General features: G+C 60.2%; 23 protein-coding genes. 8 read left to right on the top strand and 15 right to left on the bottom strand.

Annotated features, from left to right (window positions below; translation table 11 throughout):
* Positions 1–58: 58 nt before the first annotated feature.
* Positions 59–1,510 carry an alpha/beta hydrolase family protein gene (locus tag LF63_RS11775; protein WP_235205318.1) on the bottom strand — a complete coding sequence of 484 codons (1,452 nt, stop codon included), beginning with the start codon at positions 1,508–1,510 and terminating at the stop codon, positions 59–61.
* A gap of 54 nt (positions 1,511–1,564) precedes the next feature.
* Entirely contained in the window at positions 1,565–2,056 is a 492-nt protein-coding gene (locus tag LF63_RS16320; protein WP_235205317.1) for a hypothetical protein, read from the bottom strand.
* A 166-nt stretch (positions 2,057–2,222) separates the two neighbouring features.
* On the opposite strand from LF63_RS16320, the gene lgt reads away from it, so the two are divergent.
* A complete protein-coding gene (lgt, locus tag LF63_RS11770; RefSeq protein ID WP_052395018.1) occupies positions 2,223–3,152 on the top strand; it encodes a prolipoprotein diacylglyceryl transferase in 930 nt (309 codons plus the stop codon).
* Between the two features lie 10 nt (positions 3,153–3,162).
* On the opposite strand, the gene LF63_RS11765 is transcribed toward lgt, so the two are convergent.
* Positions 3,163–4,170, bottom strand: a complete 1,008-nt coding sequence (locus LF63_RS11765; RefSeq protein WP_043102040.1) for a TIGR00266 family protein — start codon at positions 4,168–4,170, stop codon at positions 3,163–3,165.
* 131 nt (positions 4,171–4,301) lie between these two features.
* Here LF63_RS11765 and LF63_RS11760 point away from each other — a divergent pair, with 131 nt between their 5' ends.
* The 3 genes from LF63_RS11760 to mutT all read left to right on the top strand — a co-directional run bounded on the left by LF63_RS11760 (position 4,302) and on the right by mutT (position 6,099).
* On the top strand, positions 4,302–5,096 hold the full coding sequence (locus LF63_RS11760) for a thymidylate synthase (protein ID WP_043102038.1): 795 nt from the start codon (positions 4,302–4,304) through the stop codon (positions 5,094–5,096).
* Between the two features lie 105 nt (positions 5,097–5,201).
* Positions 5,202–5,687, top strand: coding sequence for a dihydrofolate reductase (locus LF63_RS11755; RefSeq protein ID WP_043102037.1), 486 nt, complete (start codon positions 5,202–5,204; stop codon positions 5,685–5,687).
* Positions 5,680–6,099 (top strand): 8-oxo-dGTP diphosphatase MutT, encoded by a 420-nt coding sequence (mutT, locus tag LF63_RS11750; protein ID WP_276525075.1) that lies wholly within the window; start codon positions 5,680–5,682, stop codon positions 6,097–6,099. The genes LF63_RS11755 and mutT overlap by 8 nt, the downstream gene beginning before the upstream one ends.
* A gap of 4 nt (positions 6,100–6,103) precedes the next feature.
* On the opposite strand, the gene coaE is transcribed toward mutT, so the two are convergent.
* From coaE to pilB, 4 genes are all read right to left on the bottom strand, one after another.
* The gene (gene coaE / locus LF63_RS11745) at positions 6,104–6,736 is read right to left on the bottom strand and encodes a dephospho-CoA kinase (RefSeq protein WP_043102035.1); all 633 of its coding nucleotides are present in this window, start codon (positions 6,734–6,736) and stop codon (positions 6,104–6,106) included.
* Positions 6,737–6,770: 34 nt separating this feature from the next.
* Positions 6,771–7,646, bottom strand: a complete 876-nt coding sequence (locus LF63_RS11740; protein WP_052395016.1) for a prepilin peptidase — start codon at positions 7,644–7,646, stop codon at positions 6,771–6,773.
* Positions 7,647–7,741: 95 nt separating this feature from the next.
* Entirely contained in the window at positions 7,742–8,998 is a 1,257-nt protein-coding gene (locus LF63_RS11735; RefSeq protein WP_043102033.1) for a type II secretion system F family protein, read from the bottom strand.
* A 68-nt stretch (positions 8,999–9,066) separates the two neighbouring features.
* Entirely contained in the window at positions 9,067–10,797 is a 1,731-nt protein-coding gene (gene pilB, locus LF63_RS11730; protein ID WP_043102032.1) for a type IV-A pilus assembly ATPase PilB, read from the bottom strand.
* 200 nt (positions 10,798–10,997) lie between these two features.
* Here pilB and LF63_RS11725 point away from each other — a divergent pair, with 200 nt between their 5' ends.
* From LF63_RS11725 to LF63_RS11715, 3 genes are read left to right on the top strand one after another with little or no spacing between them, the layout of a single operon-like run.
* Entirely contained in the window at positions 10,998–11,849 is an 852-nt protein-coding gene (locus LF63_RS11725) for a glycosyltransferase family 2 protein (RefSeq protein ID WP_043102029.1), read from the top strand.
* Positions 11,850–11,894: 45 nt separating this feature from the next.
* Positions 11,895–13,055, top strand: coding sequence for a glycosyltransferase (locus tag LF63_RS15590; RefSeq protein WP_161782346.1), 1,161 nt, complete (start codon positions 11,895–11,897; stop codon positions 13,053–13,055).
* Positions 13,052–14,092, top strand: coding sequence for a glycosyltransferase family 2 protein (locus LF63_RS11715; RefSeq protein ID WP_052395011.1), 1,041 nt, complete (start codon positions 13,052–13,054; stop codon positions 14,090–14,092). Before LF63_RS15590 ends, LF63_RS11715 begins: the two co-directional genes overlap by 4 nt.
* Before the next feature lie 32 nt (positions 14,093–14,124).
* Here LF63_RS11715 and LF63_RS15585 read toward each other — a convergent pair whose 3' ends face one another.
* From LF63_RS15585 to LF63_RS11680, 7 genes are all read right to left on the bottom strand, one after another.
* Positions 14,125–14,901, bottom strand: a complete 777-nt coding sequence (locus tag LF63_RS15585) for a class I SAM-dependent methyltransferase (RefSeq protein ID WP_152569321.1) — start codon at positions 14,899–14,901, stop codon at positions 14,125–14,127.
* 13 nt (positions 14,902–14,914) lie between these two features.
* Positions 14,915–15,925 carry a glycosyltransferase gene (locus LF63_RS15580; protein ID WP_161782345.1) on the bottom strand — a complete coding sequence of 337 codons (1,011 nt, stop codon included), beginning with the start codon at positions 15,923–15,925 and terminating at the stop codon, positions 14,915–14,917.
* Between the two features lie 15 nt (positions 15,926–15,940).
* On the bottom strand, positions 15,941–17,392 hold the full coding sequence (locus tag LF63_RS11700; protein ID WP_081945202.1) for a lipopolysaccharide biosynthesis protein: 1,452 nt from the start codon (positions 17,390–17,392) through the stop codon (positions 15,941–15,943).
* Between the two features lie 118 nt (positions 17,393–17,510).
* Complete coding sequence (locus LF63_RS11695) at positions 17,511–18,596, bottom strand: FkbM family methyltransferase (RefSeq protein ID WP_043102021.1); 1,086 nt, start codon at positions 18,594–18,596, stop codon at positions 17,511–17,513.
* Between the two features lie 22 nt (positions 18,597–18,618).
* Positions 18,619–19,776, bottom strand: coding sequence for an ATP-grasp domain-containing protein (locus tag LF63_RS11690; RefSeq protein ID WP_043102019.1), 1,158 nt, complete (start codon positions 19,774–19,776; stop codon positions 18,619–18,621).
* Between the two features lie 10 nt (positions 19,777–19,786).
* Positions 19,787–20,833: a Gfo/Idh/MocA family protein gene (locus tag LF63_RS11685; protein WP_043102018.1), complete on the bottom strand. Its 1,047-nt coding sequence runs from the start codon at positions 20,831–20,833 to the stop codon at positions 19,787–19,789.
* A 79-nt stretch (positions 20,834–20,912) separates the two neighbouring features.
* A complete protein-coding gene (locus LF63_RS11680) occupies positions 20,913–22,088 on the bottom strand; it encodes a DegT/DnrJ/EryC1/StrS family aminotransferase (protein ID WP_043102016.1) in 1,176 nt (391 codons plus the stop codon).
* A gap of 268 nt (positions 22,089–22,356) precedes the next feature.
* Between LF63_RS11680 and LF63_RS11675 the strand changes: the two genes are divergently transcribed.
* Positions 22,357–23,748 (top strand): ArnT family glycosyltransferase, encoded by a 1,392-nt coding sequence (locus LF63_RS11675; RefSeq protein ID WP_043102014.1) that lies wholly within the window; start codon positions 22,357–22,359, stop codon positions 23,746–23,748.
* Here the strand turns inward: LF63_RS11675 and LF63_RS11670 are convergent.
* On the bottom strand, positions 23,745–25,751 hold the full coding sequence (locus tag LF63_RS11670) for a tetratricopeptide repeat protein (protein ID WP_052395006.1): 2,007 nt from the start codon (positions 25,749–25,751) through the stop codon (positions 23,745–23,747). The genes LF63_RS11675 and LF63_RS11670 overlap by 4 nt on opposite strands.
* Positions 25,752–25,782: the final 31 nt, after the last annotated feature.

Genomic DNA, 25,782 nt, shown 5'->3' with positions numbered 1-25,782 from the left:
CGAAAGGCCCGGCATCTTGCCGGGCCTTTCGCTTGTCGGTTCGGCTTAGTCCGGCCGATTACTGGGTGTTTTGCGTCGTATTGACGACCGGAGCGCCCGGACCGATGTTCTGCTTGAGGAAGGCGAGCAGCTTGGTGAACATCTCGAGGTTGTTGTTCTCGTCGTAGAAGCCATGGCCCTCGCCGGACTTGGCCATCCACTCGACCTTCTTGCCAGCCTTCTCCAGCGCGTCGCGCATGTCCGTGGCCTCGGCATAGGGGACGCGTTTGTCGTCTTTGCCGTGTATCAGGAAGACCGGCACTTCGATCTTGTCGACCAGATTCACGGGCGAGTTCGACGCGCGGATTTCCTTGGTCTTGCCCAGCACCATGGCGAAGTAGTTGCGTCCGCCCTGGAACTGCGCGGTATCGCTCTTCTCGGCCTGCATGTTCAGGTCATACACGCCGTCGTAGCCGACGGCGCACTTGTACAGCTTCGGCTCGCGGATCACTTGCATGAGTGCGGAGTAACCGCCGAAACTGCCACCGTAGACACAGATTCGCTGAGGATCGGCGAAGTGCTGCGCGATGGCCCATTTCACGCCGTCGGTAAGATCCTGCTGGATTCGCGTGCCCCATTGCCTGTAGCCGGATTGCACGAAGCGTGGACCACGGCCGTCCGAACCGCGGAAGTTGACCTGCAGCACCAGGTATCCCCGGCTGGCCAGCATCTGCGCGTCGCTGTCGAAGAACCACGAGTCCTGGACGTTGTATGGACCGCCGTGCGGCACCAGTACCATCGGCAGGTTGCTCTGCGCGCGGCCCTTGGGCAGCGTCAGGATGCCTTCCAGTTCGGTGCCGTCGCTGGCCTTGAATCGGAATGGCCGGCGTTCGGACATCTGCTCGGGATGAATCCACGCTGCCGCATCGAACAGCTTGCGCACCTTGTTCGTGCGGCGGTCGATCAGGTAGTAGGTGCCCGGATTGCGATCGCTGCGTGTCGAGAACAGCAACTGCATGCCATCCTGGCTGAAGTTGATGAAGTCCACGAACTGTCCCTTGAAGGCATTGCTCAGCGCCTTGTACAGCTTGGCCGAGGGCAGCGTGTCGTTGATGTAGTGTGGCTGCGGAATGCCGGTAGCGTTGACGGCCGCGAAAGGCTGGTAGGGGTAGGGCGTCCACTCCATATCGTCGAAGCTGAAGAACGGATCGGACATCAGCGTCTGCGGATCGCTGGCGTCGGCGTTGGCGACGATCAGCTGATAAGGGCCCCGCTTGTGGCTGGAGAGGGCATACAGCTTTTTCTGGTCGGGTGTATAGGCGAACGGTCGGAAATACGAGCCGGTGATGGCGTCGGGTAGGCTTTCCCAGCGTCCGTCGACCTTGCGGTAGGCCTTGAATTCGAATTCGGTATTGGAACCGTAGGCGTAGGTGGTCTGGCCATCCTTGTCGAGCAGGAAACTCATGCCGCCCTGGTGGATATCGCCGATCAGGTGTCGCGTGTTGTGCAGGGAATCGATGTTGTAGAGCATCGTGATGTTTTCGTTGTCCCACGGGAACACGTCCACGTACACGTGGCCGTCGAACTAAGGGGGCACGCCGGCGATGGCGCCGGAGCCTTCGTCACGAGCGCGGGTGGCCGCGCGACCAGCCTGCCCCTGGTAGCCGTAGATGTAGCGCTGGTTCTTGCCGTCGAAATCGGCCGAGATGATCTCGCCGGTGGTGGTGGGAATGTCCAGCGATCCCATCGCGCGCGCTTTCTCGACCACGATGCGCGTCGGACTCACCCAGGTGATGTCCGAGGGCATCTCGTAGACCGGCATCTTCAGCAAGCCGACCGTCTGCATGTCGCTGATGCGGAAGATCACGATGGCGTGATGCTTGCCGTCGGCATCGTCCATGCTCACCGCGAGGTACTTGCCGTCCGGCGACAAGGCCGGATCGTGGATGTGGGCGTGCTGGGTGAAATCCTTCAGCGGAACCGGTGCATCGGCCGGTCCGGACTGGGCCAGTGCGGAATGAGCACCTAGAAGCAGGCTTGCGCCGAGCAGAAGCGGGCGCAGTCGACAGCAGTTCATGTTTTCCCCCTTTGTCTTTGTTACGAGGCACGCCATCCAGCGTGCACCCCCAGGGTGAGTATAAACCGCGCTTCGGCTGTCTGTATGCCAACGAAAGCCCGTGCCCGGCTGGCTTTGCGGCCCGCGCCCGGTACACTTGCCGTTTGCCCCACTCGACGTATCCGCCATGATCCAGCCCTTTGTCGATCACATCGACCCGGTCGCACTTCGTCTGGGGCCGCTGCAGATTCACTGGTACGGCCTGATGTATCTGCTGGGCTTCGCGGCCGCCTGGTTCCTCGGCGAACGCCGCCGGCGTGCCGGTTTTCTGCCGGTCAACGCCAACGCGTTCAGCGATCTGCTGTTCTTCCTGATGATGGGCGTGATCGCCGGCGGACGCCTCTGGTACATGGCGACCTACTACCGGCCGGCCGACTGGCTGTGGACCGATCCGCTGGCGCTGTTCCGCATCTGGGACGGCGGCATGTCGTTCCATGGCGGGCTGCTGGGCGTGGTGCTGGCCGGGTGGTGGTGGTCGCGCCGGCACAAGATCCATCCGTTCGATACCGTGGACTTCGTGGCGCCGCTGGTGCCGATCGGCCTGGGATTGGGGCGTTTGGGCAATTTCATCAACGGCGAGCTGTGGGGCAAGCCGACGCACGTGTCCTGGGCGGTGATGTTTCCGGACGCGCACAACGAGGATCTGGAATTTCTCGTCAGCCATCCGGCCTGGCAGGCGACCTGGCAGCGTTACGGCATGCTGCCGAGGCATCCGTCGCAGCTTTACGAACTGCTGCTGGAAGGCGTGGTGATGTTCAGCGTGCTGTATCTGTACTCGCGGAAGCCGCGGCCGCGCTTCCGCATTTCCGGTCTGTTCGCGCTGATGTACGGATGCTTCCGCATCGCGGTCGAGTTCGTGCGCATGCCGGACCCGCAGTTCGGCCATCACGGTCAGCCGGGCTACCTGTTCGGTACGCACTGGGTGACCATGGGTCAGGTGCAGTCGGTGCCGCTGGTGCTGATCGGCCTGTGGCTGCTGTGGCTGTCGCGAAGGGCGCCGGTTCCCGAGCGCAAGGTCGTGCCGCAGGAACCGGAGTCCGACGCGAAGCCGTCTTGAGCGGGAACGCTCAGAAGTTGCGGTCGCCGCCCAGCAGGTCGCCGATGCCGCCGAGGATCGAGCCTTCGCCACGGCGCTCGCCGCCGCCCTGAGGCGCGGCTGCCAGCATGCGGCCGGCCATACGCGAGAACGGCAGCGACTGCAGCCAGACCTTGCCGGGGCCGGTCAGCGTGGCCAGGAACATGCCCTCGCCGCCGAACAGCATGCTCTTGATGCCGCCGACGGTGCGCACATCCATGTTCACCGTGTCGTGGAAGGCCACGACGCAGCCGGTGTCGACGTCCAGACGCTCGCCGGCCTTGAGCTCACGTTCGACCACGGTGCCGCCGGCGTGCACGAACACCCAGCCGTCGCCCTCCAGCTTCTGCATGATGAAGCCTTCGCCGCCGAACAGGCCGGTGAGGATCTTGCGCTGGAAGAAGATGCCCAGCTGCACGCCGCGCGCGCCGGCCAGGAAGCTGTCCTTCTGGCAGATCAGGCGGCCGCCGTGCTCGGCCAGCTTCATCGCCATCACGGTGCCGGGATAGGGCGCGGCAAAGGCCACGTGGGCCTTGCCCGAACCGCCGTGGGTGAACACGGTGGTGAACAGGCTTTCGCCGGTGATGACGCGCTTGCCGGCGGACAGCAACTTGTCCATGAAGCCGCCGTTCTGGCCGCTGTGCGAGCCGTCGCCGAACACGGTGTCCATGTTCACGGCGGCGTCCTTGTACATCAGCGCACCGGCCTCGGCGACGGCGCTTTCGCCCGGGTCCAGCTCGATCTCGACGAACTGCATGTCGGTGCCGACGATGCGGTAGTCGATCTCGTCGGCGCTGCCGGCGGCGATGGGCGGTGGCGGAGCCGGCGGTGCGATCGCGTTGCCGGCGCGCAGTTCGGGCGTGTCGGCGATGCGCTGCCAGGCGCCGAGACCTTCGCGCCAGCAGTGTCCGTCGGGACGGCGCGCGGCCTGTTCGCGGGCGGCGGCATCGTCCATCGGGCCGACCTGCTCGCCGTTGTAGCTGAAGAACCACTGAGCCATGGGCATTCCTTGTTCGGGAGTGGAGACCCACGATTCTAGGTCGCTCTCGACCTTCATTCGAGTGACGCTCGTCATGGCTTGGCGCGGCAGGCATTGGCGACCGGATCGTGCGCTTGGGCTATGCTTGCGGCATGCAAACCTACCTCGATCTTCTGCGTCACGTACTCGAACACGGCACGCCCAAGTCGGACCGCACCGGGACCGGCACGCGCAGCGTGTTCGGCTGGCAGATGCGTTTCGATCTGCGCCAGGGTTTTCCGCTGGTCACGACGAAGAAACTGCATCTGAAGTCGATCGTCCACGAGCTGATCTGGTTCCTTCGCGGCGACACCAACATCGCCTATCTGAAGGAGCACGGCGTGCGCATCTGGGACGAATGGGCGGACGAGAATGGCGACCTGGGGCCGATCTACGGCAAGCAGTGGCGGGCCTGGACCGCAGCCAACGGGCAGGCGATCGACCAGATCGACTGGGTAGTGCGCGAGATCGCGCGCAACCCCGATTCGCGACGCCTGATCGTGTCGGCCTGGAACGTCGGCGACCTGCCGAGGATGGCGCTGATGCCCTGCCACACGATGTTCCAGTTCTACGTCGCGGACGGTCGGCTCTCCTGTCAGCTGTACCAGCGTTCGGGCGATATCTTTCTTGGCGTGCCGTTCAATATCGCCAGCTATGCGCTGCTGACGCACATGATCGCGCAGGTGACCGGACTCGGGGTGGGTGACTTTGTGCACACGCTGGGCGATGCCCATCTGTATTCCAATCATGTCGAGCAGGCGCGCGAGCAGCTGACCCGCACGCCGCGTCCGCTGCCGCGATTGAAGCTCGCTCCGCAGGTGCGCGCACTGGCCGACTTCCGCTACGAGGATGTGCAGTTCGAGGACTATGACCCGCATCCGGCCATCAAGGCGGCGGTGGCGGTCTGAACGTTCCCTTCATCCGATGGTAGGCGCTGTCCGCCTTCGCACGTAAACTTGCACGCAGTTTCGGACGCGGCGAGCGCCGCTTTCCCATCCATTGCAGGAGAATCCATGTCCATTTCCCTGATTGCAGCGCTGGACAACGACAGCGTGATCGGCAAGGACGGCGCGATGCCGTGGCATCTGCCGGACGACCTGAAGCGTTTCAAGGAACTGACCGTCGGCAAGTACGTGCTGATGGGCTACAACACCGCGCTCTCGATCGGGCGCACGCTTCCGGATCGCAGCAATCTGGTGCTGAGCCGGCGTCACAGCGCGCCGTTCCCGGGACAGGAAACCGTGCGTTCGTTGGCCGAGGCGCAGGCGCTGGCCGGCGGCACCGGGCTGATGGTGATCGGCGGCGGCGAGGTCTACCGCGAGACGCTGCCGTTCGCGCAGCGTTTGTATCTGACCTGGGTCGATACGCATGTCGATGGCGGTGACGTGTTCTTCCCGAGCGTGCATTTCCGCGAATGGGTCGAGGTGTCGCGCGTGCATCATCGCAAGGACGACCAGCATGCCTTCGCCTTCGACATGGTCGAGTACGTGCGTGAGTGAAGCGTCGCGCGCCGCGCCGGTGACGATTCACGTCGTCGCCGGCGTATTGATCGATGTCTCGGGGCGCGTGTTGCTCGCACAGCGCCCCGAGGGCAAGCATCTGGCGGGTCTGTGGGAATTCCCAGGCGGCAAGTCCGAACCCGGCGAGACCGCCGCGCAGGCGCTGGTGCGCGAGTTACAGGAAGAGATCGGTATCGTCGTCGAACCCGGCGAAGTGCTGATGCGCTTTCCCTGGACCTACGGATCCAAGTGTCTGGATCTGGAAACCCTGCGCGTGTTGCGCTGGAGCGGTGAGCCGCGTTCGTGCGAGGGACAGGCGTTGCGCTGGGTCGAGCCGAATGGCTTCGATGACGCACGTCTGACGCCGGCCGACCGGCCGATCATGGCCCTGCTGCGCAGCGTCGCGCCATAGCGTTTCAGTCGTTGCCTGCGCGTTTTCGCTCGGCGAGGTTCAGATAGCGCTGGTGCAGTATCCGCACCTGGGCATCCAGCGCTTCTTCGGCGCCATCGTTGTCGATCACGTCGTCGGCCAGAGCCCGTCGGCGTTCGCGGGTCGCCTGGGCGTCCATCATCTTCTGCGCCAGTTCGGCCGAGATGTCATCGCGGCGCATCAAGCGTTGCCGACGCACTTCGTCCGACGCGTCGACCACGATCACCCGATCCACCCAGGCATACTGCGGCCAGGTCTCCGCCAGCAAAGGAATGGCCAGCAGACAATAGGGGCCGCGATCCGATGCCACGCGTTCGCGCAGTTTCGCGCGAACGGCCGGGTGCACGATGGCTTCCAGTTGCAGACGCGCGGACGGCTGCTCGAACACGCGTGCGCGCATGGCGCGGCGGTCGAGTGCACCATGTTCGTCGAGTACGCCTTCGCCGAAGCTTGTGACGATCGCGCGCAACCCCTCGCTGCCGGGGGCGACCGCTTCGCGCGCGGCCACGTCGGCGTCATGCACGGCGATGCCGAGGCGCTCGAAGCGTTCGGCCACGGCGCTCTTGCCGGAGGCGACGCCGCCGGTCAGCGCGGCGACCCAGTGCGTGGAAGCATTCATCCCCGTGTGCCCATTCGCAAGATGGTTCCGCGTTTCATCGCAGACCGAAGAACACGGCGTAGGCGTGCATCAACCAGGGACCGAAGACGAACCAGGTCCAGCCGGCCGCAGCGATGAACGGTCCGAAGGGCATCGGCACATCGCGCTCGTGCTTGCGCAGGGCAATCAGACTGACACCGACGATCGCGCCGATCAGCGAGGACAGCAGCATGATCGGCAGCAGCGCCATCGGCCCCATCCATGCGCCCAACGCCGCCAGCAGCTTGAAGTCACCGTAGCCCATGCCTTCCTTGCCGGTCAGCAGCTTGAATAGCCAGTACAGACTCCACAGGCTCAGGTAGCCGATGGCGGCCGCCAGAATGGCGGTATGTGGCAGCACGAACATCGGCAGCAGGCTGAGCAGAAGTCCGAGCCACAGCAGCGGGTAGGTGAGTTGATCGGGGAGTAGCTGGGTGCGGAAATCGATGCCCGACGCCGCGACCAGGATCCAGGTGAAGACCAGGCCGGCGAGTCCGACCCAGCCGGGTCCGAAGCGCCATACGATGGCCGCGCTGAGCAGGGCGGTGAGCAGCTCGACCAGCGGATATTGGATCGAGATGCGCGCCTTGCAGTAGCGGCAGCGACCGCCGAGCAGCAGCCAGCCGAACAGCGGAATATTGTCTCGCGCGGACAGCCGGTGTTTGCACTGCGGGCAGTGCGACGGTTGGCGGACCAGATCCGGCGGCGCCGTCTCATCGACGGCCTCCAGTTCAAGAATCTCGCGCGCTTCGTTGCGCCACGCAAAGGCCATGCGCTCGGGCAGGCGCAGCATGACGACGTTCAGAAAGCTTCCCACCATCAGGCCGAGCACGCCGGCCACCACGATCCAGGCCCAGTACGGCAAGATGGCGAGAAGATGCGGTTGCAGCATGGCGTGTGGAGTCCCCTGTCAGTGGTTCACAAGCAAGAAGGGGCGAGTGATGCTCGCCCCTTCCGATGAAACAGATGTCTCGACCGATGGCCGCTTCAGACGGTGCCGGCGAGCTTGAAGATCGGCAAGTACAGCGAGATGACCATGCCGCCGACGATCACGCCCAGGACGACCATGATCAGCGGTTCGAGCAGGGTGCTCAGCGTATCCACCGCGTTGTTGACCTCTTCCTCGTAGAACTCGGCTACCTTGAACAGCATGCTGTCCAGGGCGCCGGACTCTTCGCCGATGGCGGTCATCTGCACCACCATGTTCGGGAACAGGCCGGTCTGGCGCATCGCCAGCTGCATCTGGTGGCCGACGGCGACATCGTCGCGCATCTGACGAATGGCGTCACCGTAGACGATGCTGCCGGTGGCGCCGGCCACGGCGTCCATGGCCTCGACCAGCGGCACGCCGGCCTGGAAGGTCACGCCCAGGGTGCGGGCGAAGCGGGCCAGGGCTGACTGACGCAGGATATTGCCGATGATCGGAAAGCGCAGGAGCATGCGATCCAGGAAATGCGCGAACTTCCTGGAGCGTTTGTTGGCCATGACCAGCGCGACGATGCTTCCGATGATGACGATCAGAATCAGCCACCAGTAGGCCTGCACGAACTTCGAGGCATTGATGACCATCTGCGTCGGTGCGGGAAGGGCCGCGCCGGCGTTCTTGAAGACGTCCTGGAACACCGGGACCACGAACAGCAGGATGACCATGCTGACCAGGAAAGCCACGGCCATGACCATGGCCGGATAAAACAGGGCCTTCTTGATCTTGGCCTTGATGCCTTCCATGCGCTCTTTGTACGTGGCCACCGTATCCAGCACGGTGTCGAGCACACCGGCCGATTCGCCGGCCTGGACCAGATTGCAATACAGCTCGTCGAACTGGATCGGGAACTGTCCCAGCGCCTCGTGCAGAGTCGAGCCGCCCTCGATCGACTGCTTGACCTCGGTGAGCATGTTCTTGAAGCGTGGATTGCGCTGGCCGCCGGCGATGATCTCGAAGGCCTGCACCATCGGTACGCCCGAGGCCATCATGGTGGCGATCTGGCGACTGAAGATGGCGACATCGCGCGGCTTGACGCGGCTGCCGGTGGAGCCGAACAGCGGCTTGGGCTTCTCGCGCACGGTCTGCGGATTCATGCCCTGGCGGCGCAACTCGGCCTTGACGAGGGATGCATTCTTCGACTGCATCTCGCCCTTCATCTTCTTGCCGCGCTTGTCCAGCGCGACCCAGTCGTACACGGTGAGCTTGCTCACGCTGGCGCGTGAAGCGCCGACATTATTGGTGGCGGTGGCGGTAGCCATAGGCGCGTTCTTCCACGTTGGTTGTGCTGTGACTTCGTCGAGCCGTCATGCCTGGCGCGACGTCGCCGTTAATCCTTGGTCACACGATTGATCTCGGCGAGGCTGGTCATTCCATTCTTGACCTTGAGCAATGCCGAGGTGAACAGGTCGGCGATGCCGGCCTCGCGGGCGACCTGCGCAATCTGCATGGCGTTGCCGCCCTCGAGGATGATCTTCTGGATGTCCTCGAGCATCGGCATCACCTGATAGATGCCGACGCGGCCCTTGTAGCCCTCGTTGCAGCCGTCGCAGCCGTTGGCGTCGTAGATATGCAGCCCGGCGTCGATTTCTTCCTGCGAATAACCCTCCGCCAGCAGTGCCGCGGGCGGCAGTTCCAGATGCGTCTTGCATTCGTGCAGTCGACGCGCCAGACGCTGGGCGATGATCAGCGTCACCGACGAGGTGATGTTGTAGGGCGCGATGCCCATGTTCATCAGTCGCGCGACGGTCTGCGCGGCATCGTTGGTATGCAGGGTCGATAGCACCATGTGGCCGGTTTGTGCGGCCTTGATGGCGATCTCGGCGGTTTCCAGGTCGCGAATTTCGCCGACCATGATCACGTCCGGATCCTGACGCAGGAACGAGCGCAGGGCAGCGGCGAAGGTCATGCCGCGCTTGACGTTCTGCTGGACCTGGTTGATGCCCTCGACGCGGATTTCGACCGGGTCCTCGACCGTGGAGATATTGCGCCCCTCGGTGTTGAGAATGTTCAGCGCGGTGTACAGCGAAACGGTCTTGCCCGAGCCGGTCGGACCGGTCACCAGCACCATGCCGTAGGGCTTGTGCATGGCATCGAGGAAGAGCTGCTTCTGGTCGTCCTCGTAGCCGAGCTTGTCAATGCCCATCTTCGCCGCGGACGCGTCGAGGATACGCAGCACGATCTTCTCGCCGAACAGGGTCGGCAGGGTGCTGACGCGGAAGTCGATGGCCTTGGTCTTGGACAGGTTGAGCTTGATGCGGCCGTCCTGCGGCACGCGACGCTCGGCGATGTCCAGGCCGCTCATGACCTTCAGGCGCGAGGAGATACGGTTGCTCAGCGACATCGGCGCCTTGGCCGAGGTGCGCAGAATGCCGTCCATGCGCAGTCGCACGCGGAACTGGGATTCGTAAGGCTCGAAATGGATGTCCGAGGCGCCGCGACGGATGGCGTCCAGCAGCACCTTGTTGACGAACTTCACCACCGGGGTGTCGTCGCCGCCGGTGGCGTCGACGCCGGAACTGTCGGCCGGCTCGAGGTCGCCGGACTCGGTCATCAGTTCGTCCAGGCCCTCCTCGTCGTCCAGTCCGTCCATGGTGGTCGAGGCGGACGCCAGCGCGTGGTCGATGGTGCGCGTGAGTTGCTGGCTCTCGATCAGGATGGGTTCGACGATGCAGTTGGAGTGGAACTTGACCTCGTCCAGCGCATGCGACTGGGTGGGATCGGCGACGCCGACGAACAGCCGCTTGCCGCGCTTGAACAGCGGCAGCACCTTGTGTTTCGTCATCAGCGCTTCGCTGATGCTCGAAAGCGGCATCTGCTTGACCGGGATCGAATTGGCGTCCATCAGCGGGATGCCGAATTCGGCGCTGGTCACGCGCGCGATCTGCGCGCTGTCGACCATGCCTTTCTCGATCAGCCACTGTGTCAGGGGCACCTTCTTCTCGGCCGCGCTTTGCGCAGCCGAACGGGCATCGGCTTCCTGAAGGACGCCGTCGAGAACCAGCCGCCGGGCCATGCCGGTCAAACCCGTGAGCGGCGGGGGCTGCATCTGAGTTGCCATAAGAATGTTTCGTAATCCCCCGAATATGATACGAATCTACCGCAAATACGGCGGTTTGGGCAGCCCGGACGCAGCTTTTCGTGTCCGGAACGGCCTACCATGTCGCGTTTCCGGCTTTGCTTCGTTCCCGTGCCCTCCGGATGGGGCGGGTTGCCGTGGCTTCACGTTATGATCCGGGGAACCGGCAAGGGGCGAATTTCTTGATCAGCATCATCCTTCCAGCCAAGAACGAGGCCGTGGCGTTGGCCGAACTGCTGCCGCATCTGCGCAGCCTGCAGCCCGAAGCCGAGATCATCGTCGTCGACGATGGCTCATCGGACGATACCGCGGCCCTGTGCCTGCGCCACGACGTTCAGTGCCTGTCCTCACCCTATTCGATGGGCAACGGTGCGGCGGTCAAGCGCGGCGCACGGGCAGCGCGCGGAGATGTGCTGGTCTTCATGGACGCCGACGGCCAGCATGATCCGAACGACATCCCCAAGCTGCTGGCCAAGCTCGACGACGGTTTCGACATGGCCGTCGGCGCACGCGACTGGGAAGGGCAGGCAGGCGTCGGGCGTGGGGTGGCGAACGGTTTCTACAACTGGCTCGCCAGTCGTATCACGGGGCACCGCGTCAGGGACCTGACTTCGGGGTTCCGAGCGGTTCGGGCGGACAAATTTCGCCAGTTTCTCTACCTGCTGCCGAACGGCTTCAGCTATCCGACCACCAGCACGATGGCCTTCTTTCGCAGCGCCTATGGGGTAGCGTACGTGCCGATCAAGGTCGGTCAGCGGGACGGCACGACCAGCCACATCAAGCCGATGCGGGACGGGCTGCGGTTTCTGCTGATCATCTTCAAGATCGCGACGCTGTATTCGCCGCTGAAGCTGTTTGTGCCGGCCAGCGGGGTGTTCTTTGCACTGGGTTGCATCAACTATGGATTCACGGCCTATGCGTACGGTCGATTGACGAACATGAGCACGCTGCTCTGGAGCGCCGCGGTCATTGTGTTTCTCATAGGGCTGGTATCCGAGCAGATTACGGGCCTTCTCTATCGTTCGGACGAATAACGTTCGGCGCGGTTGCATCATGAAAAGTGGTCGCCGGGAGGCGCAGTGAAAGTTCAGCTCGTTTGTCAGTTCGGCGAGCCTGTCCGGGGCGTGAGTCCCTATGGGGATGCTCTGCTTGCCGCGCTCCTCGAGTCGGGTGGTGTAGAGGTCGAGCCCGTAGACTACCGGGCTGCCTACCCCGGTGTTCTTCATCCTGCCGGGACAGAGGGGGGGCGTGGGCCTGGAGAGTTGAGCTGGTATAGCCCTGAGAGTTGGCGACGTGTTGCAAACAGTCCTGCGGATATCATGCATATTCAGCATTGGGCGCCACCTTTAGCGTGTTACCTGTGGCCGCTGGCGTCTATGGCGCGGCGGCGTGGCAAGCGCATCGTGGTGACCGTGCATAATCCGCATCCGCATGAGCAGGCGGGAACTTTCAAGCGGATCGAAGACCGGTTACTTCGCTCTGCCGATGTGCTATTAGCGCATGGAGCGCGTGGAGTGCAAAGTCTGAGAGATCGTCTGGGTGCGGATGCCCCCGCCGTTTGCCAGGTGGCACACGGCATGCACGTACGAACTGAGCCTGTGGTGGCGACGGACGCCGATTACGCGAGACTTGGACTGGATGTCCATCGTCGCAACGTGCTGCTCTTCGGCAACCTTCGTGGCTACAAAGGGCTCGATGTTCTGCTCGAAGCTTGGAAGTCTGCGAGCGAACAATTGGCGGGCACCCGGTTGATTATTGCGGGCCGGTTTTGGTCGGGGAAACGTCACCTTCTGAGTCGTCTCAGTGCGCGACTTCTGGGTATGTCCGAACATGCCGAGCGCTTACAAACCCTGCTTTTAGAGGCTCGTTCTTCCGGTAACGTCATGCTGTGGGAAGGCTTTCATTCCGATGCGGACCTGGATGCGCTGATACGAGTGTCTTCCTTCGCTGTATTCCCTTATCTACGTTTCTCAGGACAGTCCGGTGCAGCTTGTCGTGCCGCCGAGCAAGGACGTCCGGTTCTGGTGAGTCATGTAGGTGGATTGCCAGAACTGGCCATCGACAACAGTTGGGTTTGCATTCCCGGCGATTCTCAGATGCTGGCGGATAAACTGGTCGAGAAAGTCATGCAGACCTCCGAATCCAGAGGATGCGATCAACGTCAGTTGGATATGGTTCGTTGTTTCGATTGGGCACGCGTGGCCGACGATCATGGGGCGATCTACCGGGAGCTGTTGTGAACGACAAAGCGGCAGGCGATGCGCAGGCGGCGATATGCATCAGCATCTGCATCGCGAATTACAATGGCGAACGGTTTCTGGATGATTGTCTGGCGTCGATCTACGCACAGAACTTCGCGCGACCGATCGAAATTCTTATTCACGACGATGCATCCACGGATGGATCGCTCGATGTTCTGCGGCTCAGGCATCCGAAAGTCTTCGTGATCGTCAGCAAGGAGAATGTTGGCTACTGCTGTTCCAACAATCGACTGGTCGAGCGTGCTCGGGGTGAATATGTGCTGCTTCTGAACAACGATGCCGCTCTGCGCCAGGGGGCGCTTCAGGCATTGCTGGATGAGATCCCGCGAACCACCGATCCTTTCGTTCTCACGCTTCCTCAATACGACTGGCATACAGGGAGGCTTGTGGACTACGGGGTGCGCCTGGATATCTTTCATACCCCAGTCGCCAATCGGGATGCCGCCTGTGGTCGGCTTGCTTATGTTCAAGGTGCATGCATGTTCATGCGCAAGGATGCCTGGGATCGCCTGGGCGGGTTTCCCGAGTGGATGGTCTCGAATGTCGAAGATACTTATTTATGCAGTTTGGCTCGATTGCGCGGCGGGACTGTCGGCGTCGCACGCGCGAGCGGCTACGACCATCGGCAGGGCAGCAGTTTTGGAGGCAACAGAATCGAAGGTGTGAAACTTTATACGACGTATCGGCGCAGATACCTGAGTGAGCGCAATCGCGCCAGCCTCATTCTCGTATGTACACCGACGGTGATCGCCTGGCTGCTATATGGTTTGCAACTCGCTTGGCTTCTGATCGAAGGGGTCGCCATGACGCTGTTGAAGCGAGATGCCAAAGTGTGGCGTGGTATCTACTGGAAAGCGGTGCGTGATTCCCTGCGCATCGTTTCCACGCTTCGCCATACCCGTCGCCAAGTCCAGGCCGGCCGGAAAATCGGATTCTGGTCCTACATGCGAATTTTTGATCCGGTGCCCCACAAGTTGAGATTGCTGTTCCGACACGGGCTTCCGCACTTCGGATAACCCGCGATGCACTCCGAGGGTCTGTTGCAGGACTAGTTTTTCTGGAACAGGAAAAACGGTTCCAGAACATTGACGCCGTAGCGCGATGCGTCCATGTTGGTGAGGAGTTCTTCGTGCGAGCGTGTGAGATCACGCAGTCCTGCGTCTGAAATCCGTTTGAAGATGTCTCGACCGAACAGTCGTACGTGATCTTCCTGCCCGTGGGCGTGCAAGCGGGCTTCGGGGGTGTCGATGCCCTTGTCCTCCCAAGTTGCCAAGAGCTTGTTCGAATAGGGTGTCTGGAGAATTGCGAAACCAGCGCGATCAAGCACGCGGTGAATCTCTCCGAGTGCCTTGCTCAGGTCCGAAACGTGCTCCAGCACATGGTTGGCGATAACGACATCGAACGAAGCGTCGGGAAACGGCATTGCTTCCATGTTTACTCGATGTACGTCGGGGGTGGCTGGATGTAAGTCGCAAGGAATGTACCTCGAGGGTCCCATGGATCGAATGCGAACAGAAAGGTGCTTTTCCGGCGCGAAGTGCAGTACGCGTTTTCCGCGTAATGTCTCGGCGATCCCCGAGGCTTTCAAATACATAAGCAGGTGGCGCTCTCTGTCATGAGCACCGCAATGCGGGCACTCGAAGTGATCGATGTCGCTTCCGACCATGTCGAGTACCTGCATCAATGGAGGTGCGGTACGCGTGCCTGATTTGTACGGCATGAATCGCCATACTGCATGCTTGCAGATGACGCACCGGCGACGCCCTCCGGGCAGCCAGCCCGCGATGGCGTAACGCATCAATTTGATCGGATTCTTGGTGAGCACAGTGCGTCCGCGTCTAGCGTCGATAGAGTATCTTGAGGCACTTTCCGTCCGGTCCTTTGCGCAGGAGACCGAACAGTACACGAACAGCAATACGAAGAGCAGAGCGCAAGGTAAGCCATAGTGTTCGTGAGGTTCCGTATGGCGATGACGCGCGTATTCTGGGAAACCATTCGCGACACAACCTGTAGTCACGGGTGCGAATAGAGCGAAGCAGGATGCGACGGAAAAAGTCGGTTATGCCAAGCGCATAGCTTCGATCTGAAACGCCGGCCTTTCGGGTGCGTGCAAGTGCATTCCAGTACATTTCGCGCACGCGTTCATGGTTGCTTGTGACCATGGAGCCCGTGATGTGTACCCGGTACGCAGCGAGCGGTGTACCGATCTGCGCGAGGTAACCGAAGCGAGCATGAATCAAATGCACCTCATAGTCGATGATGGGCACGTCGCAGGAGAGAATGGATGCGATGCTTTGCGCACGGAATAGCATCGAGCTGTAGTTGAGCACGTTGCCTCGTTCGACAAGCGCATCCATATCGAAGCGGGCGTCGCCGGCATCGTTGAAAAGGCCCACGTGTCGGCCGTCTTCGCGTACGGTGATGGCATTGGTGTAGACCGCAGCACAGGTCGAGTCATCGTCCAGCAGGAGAATCTGAGGCTCAAGTTTACCTTTCAACCAGTAATCGTCGCCGTCAAGACACGCGATGTAATCACCTTTTGCTTTCCCGAGCAGGTAAAGCGTGTTTCGGAATGCGCCCAGTCGTTCCGGGTGGCGGTGATGATGGATGAGATCGGGATGCTTCGCGGCTATCTGAGCAATGATTTCGCTGGTGCCGTCATCGGAAGCGTCGTCACCGATGAGTACCTCGAGGATGCAGTCGGCGGGTTGCGCGAGCACACTGCGCAAGCATTGTTCGATGTAATCCCGGTGATTGCAGGTTGCTATACAGACCGAGACTCGCTTTGTCGATACTACGTTTCGCGTCGATTCTTCAAGTCTGTTTAAAAGGTGAGGTGCGGTTTCCATGACGAGCATTCCGTATCAACGATGGTTTTTTTTGCTCATCAGCATGCGGGTCATTTTCAAGAGTTCACTGAGTGCCGTGCTGCCGAAGGTGAAGGCTCCACCGACATAAATCAGTCCCGCGACCAGGATGGCCGGAATCATTGAAGTCAATCCGGGCGGCGCATAGTGCAGAACGATCCAGCCAGCTGCGGCCGAGGCAAGACACAAACTGATGGTGAGTCGCTGATCGAATAGTTGTGCCAGCAGACCGTAGCCGAGCATGCGTCGGGTCTGCCAAGTGTTGATAAAGGCGCCGAATGCACTGCTGACGAGTACCGCCCCAGCAACTGGGACGGGACCCGCTGGGCTGGCGACGACGATCAACGAGATCGATATCAGTTTCTTTGCGACTTCCTGATGAAAAAGCAGGTCGGAACGCCCGCTGGCAGTCAGTACCGCCAGATTAAGCACGTGCAGAGGCCATAATGCGGCCGACAGGGCAAGAAGAGTCAATATGGGCGCAGCAGTCTGCCATTGCGCACCGTAAACCAGAATGATCAGGGGCTTTGCCAGCAGTGCAAGCGCGGCCATGCCTGGAAGAAACAGAAAGAAAGAGGTGCGGAGTGTCAGGCGCAATGCATTACGAAGTTTATCGGGTTGATCGGCGATTTCCGAAAAAACGGGAAGTCCGACCCGGTCGAGGATGGCCCCGATGAACGAAGCCGGGGCTTGCTGCGCATTTTGCGCCAGCGTGTAGAAGCCCAGCGTGCTGGCATCGAAGTAGCGGCCGAGAAGCAGTGACTGCATTCGCACGAAGGCTACATCCAAAAGTCTCGCGAGCAGCATGAATCCACCGAATCCGAAGAGTCGGCTGAACGCTTGCTTCGTGAATTTTCCACGAGGAGTCCAGCGCGCGAAATACCACAGTAGAAGGGCGCGCAGCGTCATCGTTGCGACCACTTGCCACGCCATGCTCCATACGCCATATCCAAGCCATGCCAGTGCGATCGCGAGTGCCCCAGAAACACTCGATGCGATGAGCTCGGCATGTGCGCGAGAAGCAAAGTTCAGTCTGCGCGTAAGCAACGCGTCCGGAACCGCTGTAAGAGCGCCCAGTGGAATGACGAGCACGACCAGATGGGTCAATGCCACGAGTTCCGGCTGACGATAGAAAGATGCGATGGCGGGCGCGGAGAGCCAGATGATTCCACCCACGGCTAGGCCGCTGACGAGGGCAAAGATAAATACCGTCGTCTCGTCGTCGACGGTGACGTTCCTTCGTTGGATGAGTGCTGTGCCAAATCCCGAGTCTACGAGCAATGCACCGATGCTTGTGAACACCAGCAGCATCGCGATAAGTCCGAAATCGGAAGGTGTGAGGAGTCGCGCAAGCACGATGCTCACGATCATTTGCGCGCCGTAGCGGCTGCATATTTCCAGCGTGCTCCACCATGTCGCGGTGGATGCGCGTTCGGTCAGACTGACCATGGCGCTACGGTCTGTCGGCGGAATGTCTCGGAGAAATGCACGCGAGTCTTGATCTTGGGTGGAGGGGAGATACTGACACAGGATTCATGCCACTAATGAACTTGCGCTGTGCAGGTTTTTACACGAAAAACATGATGGTTTCCGACCAGCCTTGCGTGTAGTGACGAAGAAAAACCTTATAGTCATGCCCAAAGCCAAGAATGTAGTCGTATATCCGTCTTGCATCGGCAGCATCGTGGTAGATCGCGATGGCGAGCTTGGGGCGTTCCTCGGCGATATGTCTGCGGGCCCCTTCGAGCGCTCGACATTCCCAGCCTTCCAGATCCATCTTGATAAAGGTGACGGGTTCTTCGACCAGTGCATCGAGTGTGTCTACAGCGATCACTGCCGTTCCGGATGTCTTTACAGATGCTGCCGAACCTGCATTTTCATCGAAATGGAGCGTCGTTTTTGTGTCAGAAAGACCAACGTCGTGGAAATCGATGTCCCTGAAACCGGATAGCCGTTGTCTCGCTGCGGACATGTTTGCGTTCGAGGGTTCGAAGAGCAGTATTTTTTTGTAGCCGGGATAACGGATTGCGAATGCCTCGCTGGTGTCACCATCGAACCCGCCTGCATCGACGAAGACCTCATGGCTGAACCCCATGAAATCTTCGAAGTATTGTTCCTCGACACGGACTTCGTAGGCTTTCATGTAGTCGGGGTCGGCGCTGATACGGAACCGCAGGACGTCCAGAAAGGTTGTTCTGGACACATCGTCTGCGAGCGTGTCGTAGATGTCGACCCATGCGTCGAGGTGTTCCCGCATTTCTTTGCGTTGGGCCGACACGAACACCGGCCATGAGAGCGTTCCATTCGAAGCTACGATCAGTTCATGCAGACTTACTACCGATCGGAATCCCGAGTTTTGGAGATGGTTGCGTACCGCGATCGGACTAATCGATGTCGAGCAGTTGGCGATGACGGCATCGATAGGCACCTCAGATGTCCGCATGATCGGGATGCCATGCCACGTATCTGTGTCAATTCCGTAATCGTCGATGATGCCGTCGATGCCGATATGGCGATGTAGTTGAAGGGTGTCTTCATTCCTACCGATCGCAAAGCGTTTCAAGTGCGATGACGATTCGAGGAAGCGTTGGGCCAGTTTGGATCTGCGATCGAGGCGGCTAAGGGTCTGATCCAGTACGTCCTGAAGATTCATGCGTCAGTTCCCGTTGTCGTGTTCAAGCGCAAACCTCGTAGAGATTCTTGTCCAGGATGCATGCGTACAACTGTTCCAGATGCTCGAAGTCATCGGTGCGGCAGAAAAGCACGCCAACACGACTGTATGGACTGGCGCGGAGCGAATCACCAACGAGACTCAAGGGGGTCCAGCGTTCGATCTGGAGGGCACGCTTGAAGCGGATGTAGGCGAGACTTTGCGGCTGCGGCAATGTGACCGTATGGCGGAGAATCGGTTCGCTCTGCGTAGGTGCTTCGACCTGCGATGCACGCTCTCCCAGGTAAGGGAGTGTATAGGCATGGGCGTAACGGAAACCCGTACTCAGTTCAATGAGCTGACTGTAGAGATCGCCCGGACAGCGTCGGGTAATCTCGATCAGGTGAATACCGTTCTTGCCAGCGATGAACTGCGTATGCAGCAGGCCATCGGCGAGCGACAGGTGTTTGGCCAGGCACTCGATATGTGTACGGAGCTGTGTCCGAAGATTGGTCGGATCCTGGGCGAGTACGCAACTGGTATCGACCGCGAAGGGATTCACCGAGCTATCCTCCCGGACCAGGAAGTCCTGAATGATATGTCCGTCCTCGATGCATGCCGTATGGCTATGTAACTGGCCATCAACGAATTCTTCAAGAACGTACCGTCGACTCGGTGAAGCTTCCTCCGCATGTTTGATGGCCGTGTTTAGCGTCGTGCGGTTCACCTCGTGTAGCACAGTGATACCTTTGCCGCTGAATGCATCGACAGGTTTCACAATGATGGCCGTGCATCCGGAGGTCTCGGCGGAGGCGGGCGCCATTCTCCTTGGGACGGGTAGCCCGATTTCTTCGGCAACCTGACGGAACTTCGCTTTGTCGAAGATTGCTTCGCAGGCGGAATGCTGGTCGATGCCCGGGAAGCGTCCGTTGCTAACGGCTGCGCAGGAAAGGTAAGAGCGATCGGTACAGCCAGGGACCAGAAATTCAAATTGTTCCTGGTCAATCAATGAAGCCAGCGCTTCGCAATCGGCATAGTCCATGTTCCAGTAGTTGCGGGAAACCTTAGCCAGACAGTCGTCGGGGCGATTTCCAGCTACGTGGACCTCGTGGCCCATTGACTTCAGTGCATCGTGGATCGGTGCCGAAGAAAAGTTGGTGTCGACAAGTAGCACCTTCGACATGACACAGGCCTCAGAGGTGGACGATTCTTTGCATTGCTGCCGATGTCCGAATGGCTTCGGTGACCTTCAGGTTACGAAGGCCGTCTGCAGCCGAGACGAGTGGTTCGCACTGCCCACGAACGAGTTTGATGAAATGCTCCAGTTGGCACGTCAACGGATCGTAGCGATGCACCTCCAGTTGTTCCTCGGAAAATGGATTCAACCACGATGCTGGGGTGCTTTCGTCGTAGTACTTCATGCGCATGGTCGGAATGGAGAGTGATCCCAGCGTTCCGGTGATCGTGTAGCAGTCCTCATCCGGGTAGGTGGGGTAGATCGGATTTTCCCGTGAGGTTTGTTCCCAGCTTTTGGCTGTCGAGGCCGTGTCGGACAACATGAAGGTTCCCAGCGCGCCGTTCTCGAACATCAGGTTGATGGCCACGGTGTCCTCGACCGGGAAGCCTCTCATGGCCGATGAGCTCAGTGCCTGAACTGCGGTAATTTCTCCACAAAGGCTACGCAGGTTGCCAATTTCATGGATCAGATTGATGAGGATGGGGCCACCACCGACTTCCTGGCGCCAGGGGCCGGCCTCGAAATAGTCCGGCGGCTTATAGAATTGTGCGCTGCCCATGACGGTGACGATCCGTCCCAAGCGCCCCTGTTGAATGGTCTCCCTGGCTAGCCCAAGCAGGGGGCTGTGTGCCCGGTGATGCCCGACCAGCACGTGCACGCCTTTCTCGTCGGCAAGGCGTGCAATCGCCTCGGCGTCGGCCACGGAGACCGTGATGGGCTTTTCGATGAGGACCGTGATGCCCGCTTCAATGCAGATCCTGGCCTGCTCGGCGTGAAACGGGTTCGGCGACGAGATGATGACGCCATCGACATCGCCGCGCTCGAGACTTTCACGCAGGGTGTGGAAAATGGGGGCGCCCGCCTCCTGCGCCGTCTCGTGGTTGGCTGGATGATCGGGGGCCACGATGGAATGCAACGCACAATCCGGGTTTTCGTGGATGAGGCGGATGTGTTGCTTGCCCATCAGACCAGGGCCAACTACAACGAATTTCAGCATACGCATGGGGAAAACCTGTCAGAGTTCATGGCCGACCGCGTCGATAGTGTTTCAGCTGTGGCGGCGACCCAGTCGGAGCGTGTGATCATCCACACAGTGCGCGGAGAATGGCTCCGATCTGCGCGATGTCCTCAGGATCCATGTCTAGTCCTGCGGGAAGAACCACGACGCGTTCCCCGGCCGTAATGGTATGCGGAAGCAGCAGTTCGGCGTGAGGGAACATGTCGCGGTAGGGCTTCATGCCATGGCAGCCCGGATAGAAATATTTTCGTGCCAGAACATTTTCAGCATGCAGGGCTTCGATGATCTCGTCACGTGTCGCGCCACAGTCTGGGCTTATTTCGAGGACCACATAGTGGTGGTTGTTCGACTCGTTTGGGTCGTATGCCAGCAGGGAAATGCCTCGAAGCCCGGCGAGGTTGTGCCGATAGTGCTCGTGATTGCGACGGTTCGCGGCGAAGATTTCATCGACGATATCGAGATTTGCAAGCCCCATGGCGGCACACATCTCGATCATCTTGCCGTTGGTTCCGGGGTGGATGACGTTGTCGTAACCGATGAACCCGAAGTTGCGCATCAAGCGCATGGCTTCGGCCAGTTCGTCGTCATTCGTCGTGACAGCGCCCCCTTCCATGGTGTTGAAGGCTTTGGTGGCGTGGAAGCTGAACACCTCACAGTTTCCGAATTGACCGATGAATTGCTTGTTGTAGGAGCAGCCGAACGCGTGCGCGGCATCGAACATGAGTTTCAACTGGTGTTCGTCCGCAAGAGCCTGCAGTTCGTTGATCGGTGCGGCACGGCCCCACAGGTGAACACCAATGATGCCGCTTGTCCGAGGCGTGATCATGCGACGGACGGCATCCGGGTCAAGGTTCTGTGTACGGGGATCGATATCGGCGAAGACGGGTGTGATGCCTTGCCAATAGAGCGCATGTGCCGTGGCGATGAACGTCCAGGATGGCACGATGACCTCACCTTCGAGGCCAAGAGCCCGGATGGCGATTTCCAGTGCGACGGTGCCATTGCACATGGCTACGCAATGCTTGACGCCCAAGTATGCGGCGATGCGCCGCTCGAAGGCCTGCACGAGCGGTCCGTTGTTGGTCAGCCACTTGCTTTCGAGTATCCGGCGCGCTTGGTCTAGAAAGGCATCATGGTTGCCTATGTTCGGGCGACCGACGTGGAGTGGTGCTGCGAATGCCGGTGGTGCGCCATGAATGGCCAGATCAGACTTGCTTCGGATGTTCTTCCGGAGAGGCACGGGGCGACCTTCTTGCAGTGGTTGAGGAGTTCCGCATCTCACGGTCGGGTATCTCGAAGAGCACCATTGCGCCATGGAGCCTTCGGCGATGCAAGCACGGTACGTCATGCGGGTTGTGGAATGTGCGAAGACGCGTGTTTTTTCGTGCGACGCAAGAGTCGAGCGGCACACGCCTGCACCGGTTCGCGGAGCGCCGCGTTGCCGGAGCCTGGAACCCGTTCCCGCTGGGAAGGCATAATCGGAGTTCAGGGGATGTCAGGACCAGGTAATGGAGAAGCTTTTTTCTGCGGGAGGTCGTGTCTGGGGCTGGCGTCTGTCCCTGGTGGGGGTGGCTTTACTGGCATTCATCGTACGCTGGTATTACGTGGGTGCAGCGGTTGTGGATCATCCGGTTCGTGGCGATGCCGTGCAGTACTACACCTATGCATGGAATCTTGTTCACCACGGGGTCTTCTCTAAGGTGATGCCGGGTGGCGCTGCCGTGGTTCCCGATGACTACCGTGATCCGGGATACCCACTGTTTCTTGCGCTCTGGATGAAGTGGCTCGGTGGAGGCTCCATCTGGTACGCAGTTGTGTTGATGGTTCAGGCGATGCTTGGTGCATTGACTGTACTTTTTGCGATGTTGCTCGGCCGCCATTGGCTACCCAAGCCCTGGATTGTTTCGGCGGGCGTCATGATGGCCATGTGGCCACACAGCGTGACGATTCCCGACTTCCTGCTGACTGAGACGTTGTTCGGCTTTTTCTGCACGCTTGCGCTGCTGGTCTGCGTGCGTGCGTGGAAGATGCGGAGCGCTGGATGGATGGTGCTGGCAGGCCTGATTTTCGGTGCGGCATCGTTGACGAATGCGGTGCTGTTGCCGTTCGGCCTGCTGGTTGCGCTGGTGCTTGCTTGGCGAAGTTATGCCCCACGCAGGCTGTGGGCGATATTGGCGCTCGCGACTTTGCTGCTGCCTGGATTGTGGTTTGTGCGCAATGCCACCATCCCAACACAAAAGACAACGGCTTCGTCCACGGACCGCGCCTTGCAGAACTTGGTGCAAGGCTCGTGGCCAGCGTATCACGCAGCCTACCGTGCATCGTACGATGGCGATGTCCATGCAAAGAAGATCATGGCTTCGATTGACGGCGAGTACGAACTATTGCGTTCGGTCCCGAAAAAGGGCCTGACAGCCATAGTTGGTCGATTGGAAGAACACCCGTGGCGATATCTGGCCTGGTATGTCTTCGAGAAGCCTCGCTTGCTGTGGGGCTGGAGCATTCGGGTAGGCCAGGGCGATGTCTATGTGTACCCCACACTCCATTCGCCGTTCGAGACACAACCGGTCTGGCATGCTTGGAAATTGTTCTGCAAGGGGTTGAATCCCTTGCTGGCGCTCGCTGCGCTGGCCGGGCTGCTCGTTGTTTTTGCACGGGAGTGGAAGCGGCAGTCCGATTCATCTGATACCGAGAATCTGCCGGCACTGGCGATCGCTGTTCTGCTTGCCTATGTGACGGTCGTCTACGTGATGCTGCAGGCTGAACCGCGCTACTCCATACCCTTCAGGGCGCTGGAGGTGCTGGTGGCATGGTCGGCGTTGCATGTACTTGTGCAGTGGGTGCGTGCGCACCGCTACCTATCGTGGAAGCGGGGTATCCCTGATGGGGAGGGGGTTTAAGAGGCAGGCATCTGCCCTCGAAGGTTACGGATACTGCCTTCAAGGCGACCACCGATGTTCAGTCTTTCCAGGGCGGCGATTTGCTTGCGGGCTTGCTCGAATTCGCCATTCGCGATCAGCATTCTGGCGAGCGTGATGTGGTAAGCCGGTTCATCCGGTGCGTCTGATACTGCGCGTTGAATGAGGCTCAGGCCAAGCGAGTGATCGCCCATGACGTTCCACGCATAGTCGCTGTAGTAGGACCAGATGCGCGCATCCGTATCCGGGTGCGAAATCGCTGCCTTGAACGCGGCCTGCATGCGAGCTTCGGGAAGTATGCAAAGTCCGGTGCGGGCGCACTGGACAAGAGCAGCCAGTGAACTTTCGTCCTGCACCCCCGGTTTTCTGCGCTTGAGACTTGCGATGAGACTGTCCCACCAGACGTCCTTGATCGGTCGATGCATACGAGCGTTGAAGAAGATCAGCGCTTGTTGCGGAAGGATCGATGAGTCGGGAAGCCTCGCGGCGCGCTCCAGCGGAGGATAGACCATCGGCGTGTAGGGCGAGGCCGGATCGTAGCCCGACGCAATGATGTAGCTTCTTCCCAGTTCATATTGTGCGCGCGGCGAATGTGGGGCTCGTGCTGCAAGCTCCTCGGCAAGACGCAGCGGATTCCCCCATGCGTAGGCTGTCGCGGCAGTGAGCGCAGTCCAAGTCAGAATGGCTAGCAGCGCGCTGCCTTGTCGGGTGCGTGCCATCCATGATCTTCCGGGTACGACCAGGAGCGGCATGATGGCGAGGAGCAGGCCGAAACTGGCGAAATAGTTGCGGTGCTCGTAGATCAGTTCGAGCGGGATGATGGTTGCAGTCAGGAGATGGCACCCGAGGAAGAGTGCGATGCCAAGTGCAACCAATGGGCGTCGTTGTCGAAGCTTGAATACGCTGATGACCAACAGCAACAGAATCAGCGCGCTGGCGAGGGTGGACCATGGGTGCAGCCATCCAGTCGAGATGCGATAGTCGTCATGGTAGAAACTGAGCCAGTGCGGAAGCGCCAGCAGCGACCAGGCGATGTAGCCCACGACGATACGCATTTCGCTCAGCAGGCGGGTCTGAAGCGTGAAGTCTCGTGTGGCCCATGCCTCTGGCGACATGACCTTTGGAAGCAGCCAGATGAGGCCCGCAATCAAGGGAATCGCGAGTGAAACAACGAAGAATGCGACGACTTTCCATTCGGTCTTTGACGCATCAGAGGCAGACGATGTCGCGCTCGTTTGCCCGGGATCTGTGGTGCGGAACCGGAACATGATCCATTCGATCAGAAAGGCATAGAGCGGCAGCATGGCTGCGGTTTCCTTGGCAGTGCCTCCAACCAAGGTGCATGCGGCCACGCTAAGGACACAGAGCAGGAATCCCCTCCAGGCTCTACGTGCTGCATCGGGACGTGGAATAGGGACGCGTTCCATCATCCTCTGACGTCCCGCGACGTAACCGAGCAGTCCAAGAAGTACGAACGCGTTGGCCAGGCTTTCCATGCGTTGAACCACATAGAGCACGCCGGTCAGGTTTATCGGGAGGAGAAGCCAGGCCGCTGTGATGCTGGCGGCGATTGTGCCGGACCACTTGGCGGCGGTTGCATTAACTAGCCCACTCTCGGTGTTCCTTGGGGCGAGATCAAGCAGCTTGCGGGTCAGGAAGAAAAGCAGGATTCCATTTAGTAGATGAATGATGAGATTGGTCAGTTTCCACCCGAATGGGTGCAGCCCGCCAACCAGATAATTCGCTGCAAAGCTAAGCGAAGCGAGCGGACGCTTGAAGGTGCTTGAGGGAGATGACAGGGCTGCCTGGGTCAGGGTTGCAATACTTGCGTGTGACGGCTGTACGCCAGGGTTCTCCACGATGTTTGGAAAGTCGTCGAAAAGCCAGCCGCCGGAAAGCCCGGGCCAGTACACCAAAGTCGTAACTGCGAGAGCGGCCAGCAAGAGCCAGCCGGCTTGACCGCGCGAACGTGAGTGTTGATTCATCGCCGCAGCCTAAGGTGCGACATTGTCCGGC

The organism is Oleiagrimonas soli, assembly GCF_000761445.1.
Classification (GTDB): domain Bacteria; phylum Pseudomonadota; class Gammaproteobacteria; order Xanthomonadales; family Rhodanobacteraceae; genus Oleiagrimonas; species Oleiagrimonas soli.
This window is presented reverse-complemented; position numbering and strand designations above follow the sequence as displayed.